This window comes from Candidatus Binatia bacterium (assembly GCA_036563615.1).
Classification (GTDB): domain Bacteria; phylum Desulfobacterota; class Binatia; order UBA12015; family UBA12015; genus DATCMB01.
Map to the genome: position 1 here is coordinate 505,402 of DATCMB010000006.1, position 13,200 is coordinate 518,601.

Genomic DNA, 13,200 nt, shown 5'->3' on the forward strand with positions numbered 1-13,200 from the left:
GCGTGATCCGTTCTACGGCTTGTAGCGGATCAGCAGGTCGAGCAGCTGCCGCGTGCGCGCCGTGTACGGCGGGTAGAACATCGACAGCAGCGAGAAGCGCGGGTTCTTGAACACCGGGCGGAGCTTCGTGAACTCGAGGAAGCCCTCGTAGCCGTGGTAGTGGCCCATGCCGCTCGCGCCGATGCCGCCGAAGGGCAGGTCGTGCTGCGCGACGTGCAGCACGCAGTTGTTGATCGTCACGCCGCCGGAGATGGTCGAGTACAGGACCTTCTCCTGCAGCTTCGAGTCGTTGGTGAAGACGTAGAGCCCGAGCGGACGATCCTTCGAGTTGATGTACGCGATCGCCTCGTCGAGCGACTTGTAGGTCTTGATCGGGAAGAGCGGCCCGAAGATCTCCTCCTGCATGATCCGCATCGAGTCGTTGACGTCGAGCACGAGGTGCGGAGGGATCTTGCGGAGCTGGTCGTCGAACGTCGCGCCCGGGATGAGCGGCACGATCGTCGCGCCCTTCTGCTGCGCGTCCTCGAGCGTCGCGCGCAGCCGGCGGTACGACTTCTCGTCGATCACCGAGGTGTAGCTCGGCTGGCGGATGTCGGGGTAGCGCTCGGGCAGGATGCGCTTCGCCGCCTCGACGAAGCGGTCGCGCTTCGCCTCCGAGATCAGGAGGTAGTCCGGCGCGAGGCAGGTCTGCCCGGCGTTCAGGTACTTCGCGTAGAGGATGCGCGACGCGGCCTCGTCGATGTCGAAGTCGTCGCACACGATGGTCGGCGACTTGCCGCCGAGCTCGAGCGTGACCGGCGTCAGGTTCTCCGCCGCCGAGCGCATCACCGTGCGACCCGCGTCCGCGGAGCCGGTGAAGATCAGGTGGTCGAAGGGCAGGGTGGAGAAGTCCTGCGCGCGCACGCCGGGCAGGATCGCGACCGTGTCCTCCGGAAACACCGCGCTCACCTTCTCGGCGAGGAGCCGCGCGAGGTTCTGCGAGTTGGTCGCCATCTTGACCATCGCGCGGTTGCCGGCGGCGAGGATGCTGGTCAGCGGGCCGATGGTGAGGAACAGCGGGTAGTTCCACGGCGACACCACGCCGACCACGCCCTTCGGCTGCGGCACCACCATGTTCGAGCCGCCCGCGAAGGTGATCGACACCGCGCGCTTCTGCGGCTTCATCCACTTCGCGACGTGCTTGACGGCGTGGCGGATGCCGTCGACGCTCGCGAAGACCTCGGCCATCAGCGTCTCCTCGACGGCGCGATGGCCAAAGTCTTTCTGGATCGCGTCGGCGATCGCCTGCGCGTTCTCGACCAGGATGCGGTCGAGCTTGCGCAGGTTCTCCTTGCGCTCCTCGGCCGACGGGAAGGGATGCCGCAGGTAGGCTTCCCGCTGCAGCGCGAACACGCGCTGCGCTTCGTTCTCGACCTGCTCGATCTTCCGGAGTTGGGCGGTCTGTGCCATGAGCTCCCTCCTAGCGATCGCTCGGCGGATTCTCACGCCGGGCGCTCGACCGAGGCAAGGGGGCTCGTGGCTCGCTCAGCGGCGGGCGCGATCGGGCCCGCAGGAGCTGCTCCACTGGAGGACGCGCGTGGTCGGTCGGGTCGACGTGTCGGCGAGCGCGGTCGCCACGCTGAGATCGAACGCGGGCGTCGAGCCCGGCTGCGGCGTCGAGCCGTCTTCGAGGCGTCCGGCGATCGCGATCACCAGGTTGTCGTGGTCGACGTGCGGCGTGCCGTCGACGTGCCAGTCGGGATCCTTCTTGTCGAGCGCGAGGCGACCCTCGTGCTGGTGCTGGCGCTTGTAGGTGACGAACTCGTGTCGCTCGTAGATGAGCTCGAAGCTCTTCGGCGAGCCCGGATCCTCGATCGTGTAGAGCTCGCCCGCCTGCTCGGGCTCGAGGAGCTGCATGAGGAAGCCCTGCGTGTTGTAGATCGCGACGTCCGCCGGCGTGAACGTGAGCGGGTAGCTCTCGGCGAGGCCGCTGAACACCATGCGCCGGCTGATCGCGCCGATCTCGAACGGGAAGTACACCGTGCCGTCCTCGCCGACCGCGGCGCGGTAGCACTTCGCGATCGTGACGCCGTCGCTCTCCTCGAGACGCAGCGGCGCCTGCAGGACGGTGAACTGATCGCTCGGGATGCGCAGCACCTCGGCGCCGTTGCCGTGCCGCGTGACGCGGATGCGCGCCGGGCCGAGCGGCAGGCCGGACGGCATGGTGACGCGGAGCTGATGCTTCTTCTTGCCGTCGGCGAGATCGCGGCGGTTCTCGGATTGCACGGTCACCGTCGCCGACGCGCCGTCGGCCTCGAAGGTGACCTGGTACTTGCCGCCCTTGATGTCGGGGCCGAAGAGCGTGACCGTCTGACCGAGCGACGCGAAGCTCGGGCGGACCTGTGCAGGCTCGGGCGGCGGCTTGTCGCAGCCGCAGCCGGCGTCGGCCTTCGACGCCCACGGCGCGCTCGCGAGCACCGCGCCCGCAATCACCGCCCTCATCAGCGTTCCACCCGACATCATTGCTCCTGCCGCCTTTCCCCTCGCTCGTCCCGGACGCGGCGGCGGGGCGATCTGCAATGGCGGTGCCACGCGACGGGTTGCGCGCCGCGCCGCGATTCTACGTGTCGGCCTAGAGCGCTCCCTACATCTTCGGCATGGCGGGCGTCGTGCGCGATGTGACGCAGGTGGCACCGCTGTGCCACGAGCGCACGTCACCGAAACGCTCGCGAGCCGGCTTCCCAAGACGTCCGTCCGGCGTATGGTGGTCAGCAAACGCGCCCCCGAGCGTGATTGCTGCGCGAGCGTGCGCCGGAGCATCCGGCGAGGAGGGACGTCGGCCGACCGCTCGTGCGCGACGGAGGAGCAGCATGAAGGTTTTGTCGGGCGTCGAGCTCGAGCGTCTCGACGCGTACTGGCGCGCCGCCAATTACTTGACGGTCGGACAGATCTACCTGCAGGCCAATCCGCTGCTGCGCGAGCCGATCCGTCCCGAGCACATCAAGCCGCGTCTGCTGGGGCACTGGGGCACGTCGCCGGGCCTGAGCCTGATCTACGTGCACCTGAACCGCCTGATCCGCGAGCACGACGCGAACGTGATCTACCTCGCGGGTCCGGGACACGGCGGTCCTGCGATCGTCGCCAACGTCTACCTCGAGGGAACGTACTCCGAGATCTACCCCGAGGTGTCGCAGGACGAGGCCGGGCTGCAGCGGCTCTTCCGCCAGTTCTCGACCCCGGGCGGCATCCCGAGCCACGTCAGCGTGCCGACGCCCGGCTCGATTCACGAGGGCGGCGAGCTCGGCTACGTGCTGACGCACGCGTTCGGCGCGGCGTTCGACAACCCGGACCTGCTGGTGGTCGCCGTGGTCGGCGACGGCGAGGCGGAGACCGGCCCGCTCGCCGGATCGTGGAAGGGGATCCGCTTCCTCAACCCGGCGCGCGACGGCGCCGTCCTGCCGGTGCTGCACCTGAACGGCTACAAGATCGCGAACCCGACGATCTTCGGGCGCACCGACGACGCGTCAATCCAAAGCTACCTCGCGAGCCAGGGCTGGGATCCGCTGTTCGTCGAGGGCGACGAGCCGCACGCGGTGCACCAGGCCTTCGCCGAGGCGCTCGAGCGTGCGTACCAGCGCGTGCGCGAGATCCAGGACGACGCGCGCCGCCGCGGCGCGTCCGCGGTCTCCGACGTCCCGCGCTGGCCCGCGATCGTGCTGCGCACGCCGAAGGGCTGGACCGGACCGAAGCAGGTCGATGGCCTGCAGATCGAGGGCACGTTCCGCGCGCACCAGGTGCCGGTCGCCGAGGTGCGCACCAACCCGGAGCACCGCGCGATCCTCGAGCAGTGGATGCGCAGCTACGAGCCCGAGAAGCTGTTCGACGCGCAGGGACGGCTCGTTCCCGAGCTCGCGGCGCTGGCGCCCACGGGCGAGCGTCGCATGGGCGCGAACCCGCACGCGAACGGCGGTCGGCTGCTGGTCGACCTCGACCTGCCGGCGTGGAGCGAGTACGGCGTCGACGTCCGGCAGCCGGCGACCGAGCGCCACGAGTCGACGCGCAAGCTCGGTGAGCTCCTGCGCGACGTCCTCGTCCGCAACCGCCGTCAAGCAAACTTCCGCGTGTTCTGCCCCGACGAGGTCAATTCGAATCGGCTCGGCAGCGTGTTCGAGGTCGAGAACCGCTGCTTCATCGGCGGGATCCTGCCGACGGACGACCACCTCTCGCCGGACGGACGCGTCTTCGAGGTGCTGAGCGAGCACCTCTGCCACGGCTGGCTCGAGGGCTACCTGCTCACCGGACGGCACGGGCTGTTCGCGACCTACGAGGCCTTCGCCATGGTGTCGGCGTCGATGACCGTGCAGCACGCGAAGTGGCTCGAGCACGCGATCCACCTGCCGTGGCGCGCGCCGATCGCGTCGCTCAACGTCCTGCTGACCTCGACCTGCTGGCGAAACGACCACAACGGCTTCAGCCACCAGGGACCGGGTCTGATCGACACCGTGCTGTCGAAGAAGGGCGCGATCGCGCGCATCTACCTGCCGCCCGACGCGAACTGCCTGCTGTCGGTCGCGGACCACTGCCTGCGCAGCCGCGGCTACGTGAACCTGATCGTGATCGACAAGCAGCCGCAGCTGCAGTGGCTCGACGTCGAGGCGGCGCGCGCGCACTGCGCGGTCGGCGTCTCGGAGTGGAAGTGGGCGGGCACGAGCGGCGACGCGATCCCCGACGTCGTGCTCGCCGCTGCGGGCGACGTGCCGACGCAGGAGATCGTCGCCGCCGCGTGGCTCATGCGCCACCACGTCCCGCACGTGCGCGTGCGGGTCGTGAACGTCGTCGACCTGATGACGCTCTTCGTCCCCGAGAGCCATCCGCACGGGCTGCCGCAGGGCGAGTTCGTCGAGCTCTTCACCGCCGACCGCCCGGTGATCTTCGCCTTCCACGGCTACCAGCGCGCGATCCACGAGATCGTGCACGGACGTCCCGAGCCCGAGCGCTTCCACGTGCGCGGCTTCATCGAGGAGGGCACGACGACGACGCCCTTCGACATGACGGTGGCGAACGGGATGAGCCGCTACCACCTGTGCAAGGAGGCGCTGCGCCGCCTGCCCGCGCAGGACGACCGCACGCGGGCGCTCGCCGCGCACTGCGACGAGATGCTGGCGCGCCACCGCGTCTACGTGCGCGAGCACCTCGAGGACATGCCCGAGGTGCGCGACTGGGTGTGGAGCGCCTGACGTTGCGCGTGCTCAGCGTCAACGTCGGCTCGTCGTCGCTCAAGCTCGCCTGGTTCGAGGCCGACGCCTCGTCCGAGCGGCGCGTGGCGAGCGCGTCGGTGTCGGACGTCGGACCGGATGCGCGCCTCGTACTGCACGCGGTCGACGACGCGGGCGAGCGCCGCGAGCTGTGCAGTCAGAAGCTCGTGAGCGGTGAGGACGCCGGACGTGATGTGCACGAAGCCGGCGGCGTCACGCACCACGCGGCGCAGGCATTGACGCGCGTGCTCGACGTCGCGGCGTCGCACGGCCTCGGCGCGCCGGACGCGGCGGGGCACCGCATCGTGCACGGCGGCCCGGACCACGTCGCACCGCAGCGCGTGACCGACGCGCTGGTCGCGGAGCTCGAGGCGCTCGAGCCGTTCGCGCCGCTTCACCTTCCAGCGGAGATCGCGGTCGTGCGCGCGCTCGCGCGGCGCGCGCCGGAGCTGCCGCAGGTCGTGTGCTTCGACACCGCGTTTCACCAGCGCATGCCGGCCGCCGCGCGCCGTCTGCCGCTGCCGCGCGCGCTGTGGGACAAGGGCGTGCGGCGCTACGGCTTTCACGGGCTGTCCTACGAGTACGTCCTCGGCGCGCTGCCCGACGGCGCGCGCGGGCGCATCGTGATCGCGCACCTCGGCAACGGCGCGAGCCTCGCCGCGGTGCGCGACGGCCTCCCGATCGACACCACGATGGGCCTCACGCCGACCGGCGGTCTGATGATGGGCACGCGCAGCGGCGACCTCGACCCGGGCGTGCTGTTCCACCTCGCGCGCGTCGAGGGCTGGGACGTCGAGCGCCTGCAGCGCCTGGTCGAGGCGGAGAGCGGGCTGCTCGGCGTCTCGGGCGAGAGCAGCGACGTGCGCACGCTGCTCGCAAGCCGCGCGACCTCGGCCGCAGCCGACGAGGCAATCGAGCTCTTCTGCTGGATCGCGCGCCGCCACGTCGGCGCGATGGCGGCGTCGCTCGGTGGGGTCGATCAGCTCGTCTTCACCGGCGGCATCGGCGAGCACGCGGCCGAGATCCGCGCCGGCATCTGCACGGGCCTCGAGCACCTCGGCGTGCGTCTCGACCCGGAGCGCAACGCGCGCAACGCGGCCGTGGTCAGCGCGGACGCGAGCCCGTGCACGGTGCGCGTCGTCGCAACCGACGAGGAGCGCGTGATCGCGCGCCACACGCGCGCCCGCGTCGCGGGTGGCGTGTGAGCTCTGCGTGCGTGGCACGCGCGGCGAGCGCGCTCTCTGCTAGCATCGCCTCGTGAACCTCCCCGTGAACCCGCCGGTCCTGCCGATGCTCGCCAAGCGCATCGACGCGCTGCCCGACGGCGACGGCTTTCTCTACGAGCCCAAGTGGGACGGCTTTCGCGTGCTCGTCTTCCGCGACGGCGACGAGGTGCTGCTGCAGAGCCGCGACGAGAAGCCGCTCGACCGCTACTTCCCCGAGCTGCTCGCGCCGCTGCGCGCGCAGCTCCCCGAGCGCTGCGTGCTCGACGGCGAGGTCGTGGTGGCGCTCGGCGAGGGGCTCGACTTCGAGGCGCTGCAGCAGCGCATCCATCCCGCGGCGTCGCGCGTCGAGCTGCTCGCGCGCGAGATCCCGGCGTCGATGGTGTTCTGGGACCTGCTGTGCGTCGGCGACGAGGACCTGCTGCGCACGCCGTTCGCCGAGCGTCGCGCGCGTCTCGAGCGCGTGCTCGCGCGCGCGAAGCCGCCGCTGCACGTGACGCCGATCACGAGCGACCTCGCGACCGCCCAGAGCTGGTTCGAGCGCTTCGAGGGCGCGGGGCTCGACGGCGTGATGGCGAAGCCTGCAGACGGCGTCTACGAGCCGAACAAGCGCGTGATGTTCAAGGTCAAGCACGCGCGCGAGTGCGACTGCGTGGTCGGCGGCTTCCGCTGGCACAAGAACGGCGAGAACGTCGCCGTGGGCTCGCTGCTGCTTGGGCTCTACGACGAGCAGGGCGCGCTGCACCACGTCGGCGTGTGCGCGAGCTTCACGATGCCGAAGCGTCGCGAGCTGGTCGAGGTGCTCGCGCCGTACCGCGAGAACGCGCTCGACGGCCATCCGTGGCGCGACTGGGCGGAGAACGATCACCACGTCGCAGGGCAGCGCATGCCGGGCGCGAAGAGCCGCTGGAGCAGCGACAAGGATCTGTCGTGGGTGCCGCTGCGTCCCGAGCTGGTCGTCGAGGTCGGCTACGACCACATGCAGGGCACGCGCTTTCGCCACACGGCGCAGTTCCGGCGCTTCCGCACCGACAAGAATCCGCGCGACTGTACCTACGCGCAGCTCGAGGTCGTGCCGCCGCACGAGCTGAAGGACATCTTCGGGCTGTAGCGGCGTCGTCCGCGGCGTAATCCCGTCGCCTCACCGCGCGCCGCGTCGTCCGCGGGGCGCTTCACAACCGGCGCGCGATCTGTCTTCTTCGCTTCGTGCGAAGATCGGCCCCTGTGCTCCTCGCCGCGCTCGGCATCGCGCTCCTCGCGGGCTGCAGCGGCGAGTCGACGAACGAGATCGTCGGCGCGCGCCGACCGCAGCACGCGCTGCGCGCGCAGGCCGCCGCGCAGAAGGCCGCGCAGCAGGCGGTCCTCCCCGAGGGCGACGCGCGCCGCGAGCGACGCATCCTGTTCGGCGACCTGCACGTCCACACGACGTACTCGATCGACGCCTTCATGTACTCGCTGCCACTCTTCGGCGGCGAGGGGGCGCACCCGCCGGCCGACGCCTGCGACTTCGCGCGCTACTGTGCGGCGGTCGACTTCTTTGCCTTGACGGAGCACGCCGAGGGCCTGACGCCCGAGCAGTGGACCGAGATCAAGCAGACCATGCGCGAGTGCAACGCGCGCGCCGGCGATCCGCGCGACCCCGACATGGTCGCGTTCGTCGGCTGGGAGTGGACGCAGGTCGGACCGACCCCGGAGACGCACTTCGGGCACAAGAACGTGATCTTCCCCGGCCTCGCCGACGACGAGCTGCCGGCGCGTGTCATCACCTCGCTCGACGACCGCACGATGCAGCAAGCGCCCGGCGAGTGGGGGCTGCGCGCGATGCGGATCGCCGCTGCGCTGACGCCCGGCCGCTACGGCGAGTTCGTCGAGTGGATGCGCCAGATCGCGGCGCTCCCGACCTGCGAGGCCGGCGTCGACACGCGCACGCTGCCCGCGAGCTGTCGCGAGAACGCGCCGACGCCGCGCGAGCTCTTCGAGAAGCTCGCGCAGTGGGGCTTCGACGTGCTCGTCATCCCGCACGGTCTCACCTGGGGCCTGCACACGCCGGCGGGCGCGCGCCTCGACGTGCAGCTCAAGCCCGGCCTGCACGACCCCGAGCGCCAGACGCTCCTCGAAGTGTTCTCCGGACACGGCAACGGCGAGCCGTACCGCGCGTGGCCCGAGCCGCGCGTCGGCGAGGACGGCGAGGTGGTGTGTCCGCCGCCGACCGAGGACTACCTGCCGTGCTGCTGGCGCGCGGGCGAGATCATCCGCGAGCGCTGCGGCGATCTGCCCACCGACGAGTGCGAGCGCCGGGTCGAGGAGGCGAGGCGTCTCGCCGCGAGCGCGCTGGTCTCGCCGCACCTCGTGATTCCGGACACGCGCGAGGAGGACTGGCTCGACTGCGACCAGTGCCGCGACTGCTTCAAGCCCGCGTTCACGCTGCGCCCGAAGCAGAGCGCACAGTACAGCCTCGCGCTGTCGCGACCGGGCGAAGGCGGCCACGGCGACGAAGCCCGTGATGGTGACGACGACAGCGAGCCGCTGCGCTTCCGCTGGGGCTTCGTCGCCTCGAGCGACGACCACCACGCGCGCCCGGGTACCGGTTACAAGCAGGTCGGCCGGCGCTGGATGACCGACACGCACGGCTTCTCCTCCGAGTGGTACGAGTGGGCGCTGCGCGAGTGGGCGATGGGCGAGCAGGTCGACCCGCAGCGTGCGCAGCCCGTCACGCGCACCGAGCGCAGCTTCGCGACGCTCTTCGACGTCGAGCGCGTGTCGTCGTTCATGTACCCGGGCGGGCTCGTCGCCGTGCACGCCGACGGCCGCGACCGCGACTCGATCTGGCGCGCGCTCAAGCGGCGCGAGGTCTACGGCACGAGCGGTCCGCGCATCCTGCTGTGGTTCGATCTGGTGAACGCGCCGGGCGGTCCCGCGCCGATGGGCAGCGAGGTGCGCATGAGCGAGGCGCCGCGCTTCGAGGTGCGCGCGGTCGGCTCGCTGGTGCAGAAGCCCGGCTGTCCGCCCGAGAGCGTCTCGGGTCTCCCCGCGGAGCGCCTCGAGAAGCTCTGCCACGGCGAGTGCTACAACCCCGGCGACGAGCGCGTGCCGATCGCGGCGATCGAGATCGTGCGCGTGCGCCCGCAGACGACGCCCGACGAGGACGTCGCGACGCTGATCGACGATCCGTGGCGACGCTTCGAGTGTCCGCCCGATCCGGCGGGCTGCGTGGCGACCTTCGAGGATCCGGAGTTCGCGTCGTCGGGGCGCGACGCGGTGTACTACGCGCGCGCGATCCAGCAGGAGACGCCGGCGATCAACGGCGCCAACCTGCGCACGCGCTTCGATGCGGAGGACAACGCGGTCGCCGTCGAGCCCTGCCACGGCAGCTATCGCGCCCGGCCGAACGACGACTGCCTCGCCCCGGTCGCCGAGCGCGCCTGGTCGTCGCCGATCTTCGTCGATCAGGCGCGCTGAGCGCGCGCGGCGCGCTCACGCGAACGCGCCTCGTGCTTCGCGTCGCCGCGCCGCTTGCTCACGCGACGTGCAGCTCGCTCACGCGCTCGCGCCGCGCGCCCAGGCGGCGAGGCGGTCTGCGTCCCACGTGTTCGCGACCCGCGCTGGATCGACCCACGCGCGCTGCGCGTTGAGCGCCGCGTAGTCGACGCGCGCGAGCTCGCTCGCGCGGTGCGCGTCGCTCGACAGCACGAGGACGACGTTGCGCTCGCGGGCGATGCGCAGCGCGTCCACCGACAGGTCGAGGCGCGGCAGCCCGCCGTTGATCTCGAGCGCGGTGCCGGTCGCCTCGGCGGCGGCGAGCACCGCGTCGAGGTCGAGATCGATCGGCGGCCGTGCGCCGATCATGCGCGCCGAGAGGTGTCCGATCATGCGCACCGCCGGGTCCTGCATCGCGGTGACGATGCGCCGGGTCTGCGCCGCGCGGTCGAGATCGAAGTGGTCGTGCACGCTCGCGAGACACCAGTCGAAGGTGCTGCGGAATTCGGGATCCCAGTCGAGCTCGCCGTTGCGGCCGATGTTGAGCTCGACCCCGTGCAGCAGCAGGATCCGGTCGCCGACCTCGCGCTGCACGGCGCGGATCTTCGCGCGCTGCGCGAGCAGCGCCTCGCGTCCGACGCCGGAGATCGTGTTCTCCGCGTGCTCGGTGATCGCGAGCACGCGCACGCCGCGCGCGATCGCCGCCATCACCACCTCCTCGAGCGGCGAGCGCCCGTCGCCCGAGGTCGTGGTGTGGACGTGGAAGTCGCCGATCGTCTGCTCGATCGGCCGCGGCAAGAGCCCCTTCTCGGCGGCCTCGATCTCGCCCTGGTCCTCGCGCAGCACGGGCGGGATCCACGGCAGCCCGAGCGCCGCGTAGATCTCCTCCTCGGTCTCCGACGCGATCACCTTGCCGGTCTCGAGCTCGGCGAGCGCGTACTCGTTGAGCGTCCAGCCGCGCGCGAGCGCGCGCGTGCGCAGCTTGATGTTGTGTCCCTTGCTGCCGGTGAAGTAGAGCCGCGCGGCGCCGAGCTGGTGCGCGGCGACGACTCGCAGGTCGACCTGCGTGCCGCGGCGCGTGACGATGCTCGTCTTGCCCTCGCCGCGCACCAGCACGCGGTCGACGACGTTCATCCCGACGAACGCCTCCATGACCTTCGCCGGGTCGGACGCCGCGACGATGATGTCGACGTCGCCGACCGTCTCGCAGAAGCGGCGCAGCGAGCCCGCGTAGGACGCGTGCGTCACGCCCGGCACCTGCGCGAGGTGCGCGACGATGCGCTCCGCGAGCGGCAGCGCGACCGAGATCGGCGTGCGCTTGCCGCCGCCGCCCTCCTCGAGGCGCGCGATCGCGGCGGCGAGCTTCTCCTCGCTCTTCGGGCCGAAGCCGCGCAGGTTGCGCAGACGGTGCTCGGCGAGGACGCGCTTCAGATCGTCGAGCCCGGTGACGCCGAGCTCCGTGCGCAGCCGCTGGATCGCCTTCGGACCGAGTCCCGGGATGCGCGTCAGCGCGACGATCGACGGCGGGTGCTTGACGCGCAGCTCCTCGAGCTTCTTCACCTTGCCGGTCTCGATCAGCTCGCGGATCTTCGCCGCCGTGCTCTTGCCGACGCCGGGGATCTTCTCGAGCTCCTTCGCCGACAGCTTCGCGAGGTCGCCCGGATACGCCTCGATGCCGTACGCGGCGCTCTCGTAGGCGCGCACACGGAAGGACTGCGGGTCGCCCTCGTCGAGGATCACGAGCTCGGTGAGCTCGCGCAGCATGTCGAGAACGTCCTGCTTCGTGTCGGCCACGTCTCCGGTGTACCTTCCGGTGCCGTGGCGAAGAAAGAGGACGCCGAGATCCTGACGATCGACGGGCGCGAGGTGCGCGTCAGCAATCCGTCGAAGCTCTACTTCTCGCGCGAGGCGCGGGTCACGAAGCTCGAGCTGGTGCGCTACTACCTGTCGGTCGCGGACGGCGCGCTGCGCGGCATCCGCGACCGGCCGATCGTGCTGAAGCGCTTCGTCGACGGCGCGGAAGGCGAGCCGTTCTACCAGAAGCGCGCGCCGGAGAAGCGTCCGGAGTGGCTGCGCACGGTGACGCTGAGCTTCCCGTCGGGACGCACCGCCGAGGAGGTCGTGGTCGACGACGCGGCGGGGCTCGCGTGGATCGTCAACCTCGGCTGCATCGAGCTGCACCCGCACCCGGTGCGCACCGGCGACCTCGAGCACCCCGACGAGCTGCGCATCGACCTCGATCCGACGCCGGGCGTGGCCTGGGACGACGTGCGTCGCGTGACGCTCGAGGTGAAGGCGCTGCTCGACGAGCTCGGGCTCGTCGGCTGGCCGAAGACCAGCGGCTCGCGCGGCATGCACGTCAACGTGCGGATCCAGCCGCGCTGGACCTTCACCGAGGTCCGTCGCGCGGCGCTCGCGTTGGCGCGCGAGATCGAGCGCCGCGTCCCCAACCTCGCAACCAGCAAGTGGTGGAAGGAGGAGCGCCACGGCGTCTTCCTCGACTACAACCAGAACGCGAAGGACCGCACGACGTGCTCCGCGTACTCGGTGCGTCCGCTGCCCGACGCGCGCGTCTCGACGCCGCTTCGCTGGGACGAGGTCGCGGACTGCGAGCCCGCCGACTTCACGCTCTTCACCGTGCCGAAGCGCCTCGCCGAGATCGGCGACCCGCACGCCGCGATCGACGAGCATCCGGGCTCGCTCGAGGGACTGCTCGAGCTCGCGGCGCGCGACGAGGCGAACGGGCTCGGCGACGCGCCGTGGCCGCCGCACTACCGCAAGATGGAGGGCGAGGCGCCGCGGGTCGCGCCGTCGCGCGCGCGCAAGCGCGCCGGCACGAAAAGCTCGTCTGCATCCGGCGGCGGCGGCAGACGGCGCAGCTCGATGCCGCTTCTCACCATCGCCAGCTCGCCGCACCGTGACGAAGCGCTCGCCGGGCTCGAGCGCTGGAAGGCGCGCTGGCCGGACGCCGCGCGCCACCTGGCGCCCGAGGACGTGCTGATCGACTCGATGCGCGGCCGCTCGAGCACCTGGACGCGCATCCGCGTCAACCTGAAGAGCGTCCCCGAGGAGCTGCGTCCGCCGCAGGAGACGCCCGATCCCGACGACGACCCGACGCGCGAGTGGCGCGAGGTGCACCGACGCAAGCCCGCGAGCTGAGCGGAAGCACGCCGCGTCTCTTGTCGGAGCTGCGCCGCGACATTAGGAACGTCGGTCGCATGAACGGCTGCGGCGGCGAGGCGAGGTAAGGAGCGGCACGTCGCGGC

8 protein-coding genes are annotated in these 13,200 nt (G+C 71.2%); 5 read left to right on the forward strand and 3 right to left on the reverse strand.

What is annotated here, in order from left to right:
* Positions 1-12: 12 nt before the first annotated feature.
* Both VIS07_05120 and VIS07_05125 read right to left on the reverse strand, forming a co-directional pair.
* Positions 13-1,449, reverse strand: a complete 1,437-nt coding sequence (locus tag VIS07_05120; protein ID HEY8514877.1) for a coniferyl aldehyde dehydrogenase — start codon at positions 1,447-1,449, stop codon at positions 13-15.
* Positions 1,450-1,524: 75 nt separating this feature from the next.
* Entirely contained in the window at positions 1,525-2,481 is a 957-nt protein-coding gene (locus VIS07_05125) for a hypothetical protein (protein ID HEY8514878.1), read from the reverse strand.
* 368 nt (positions 2,482-2,849) lie between these two features.
* Between VIS07_05125 and VIS07_05130 the strand changes: the two genes are divergently transcribed.
* The 4 genes from VIS07_05130 (at position 2,850) to VIS07_05145 (ending at position 9,916) form a co-directional block, all read left to right on the forward strand.
* Positions 2,850-5,216, forward strand: a complete 2,367-nt coding sequence (locus VIS07_05130; GenBank protein HEY8514879.1) for a phosphoketolase family protein — start codon at positions 2,850-2,852, stop codon at positions 5,214-5,216.
* An 8-nt stretch (positions 5,217-5,224) separates the two neighbouring features.
* Positions 5,225-6,439, forward strand: coding sequence for an acetate/propionate family kinase (locus VIS07_05135; GenBank protein ID HEY8514880.1), 1,215 nt, complete (start codon positions 5,225-5,227; stop codon positions 6,437-6,439).
* A gap of 52 nt (positions 6,440-6,491) precedes the next feature.
* Positions 6,492-7,568 (forward strand): ATP-dependent DNA ligase, encoded by a 1,077-nt coding sequence (locus VIS07_05140; protein HEY8514881.1) that lies wholly within the window; start codon positions 6,492-6,494, stop codon positions 7,566-7,568.
* A gap of 113 nt (positions 7,569-7,681) precedes the next feature.
* Positions 7,682-9,916 (forward strand): DUF3604 domain-containing protein, encoded by a 2,235-nt coding sequence (locus tag VIS07_05145; protein HEY8514882.1) that lies wholly within the window; start codon positions 7,682-7,684, stop codon positions 9,914-9,916.
* A gap of 78 nt (positions 9,917-9,994) precedes the next feature.
* On the opposite strand, the gene VIS07_05150 is transcribed toward VIS07_05145, so the two are convergent.
* Entirely contained in the window at positions 9,995-11,728 is a 1,734-nt protein-coding gene (locus VIS07_05150) for a helix-hairpin-helix domain-containing protein (GenBank protein ID HEY8514883.1), read from the reverse strand.
* 24 nt (positions 11,729-11,752) lie between these two features.
* On the opposite strand from VIS07_05150, the gene ligD reads away from it, so the two are divergent.
* A complete protein-coding gene (ligD, locus tag VIS07_05155) occupies positions 11,753-13,093 on the forward strand; it encodes a non-homologous end-joining DNA ligase (protein HEY8514884.1) in 1,341 nt (446 codons plus the stop codon).
* The last annotated feature ends 107 nt before the right edge of the window (positions 13,094-13,200 follow it).

Coding starts and splice junctions, on each gene's coding strand:
- VIS07_05120 (HEY8514877.1), bottom strand. CDS start 1,449: ATGGCACAGACCGCCCAACTCCGGAAGATCGAGCAGGTCGAGAACGAA.
- VIS07_05125 (HEY8514878.1), bottom strand. CDS start 2,481: ATGAGGGCGGTGATTGCGGGCGCGGTGCTCGCGAGCGCGCCGTGGGCG.
- VIS07_05130 (HEY8514879.1), top strand. CDS start 2,850: ATGAAGGTTTTGTCGGGCGTCGAGCTCGAGCGTCTCGACGCGTACTGG.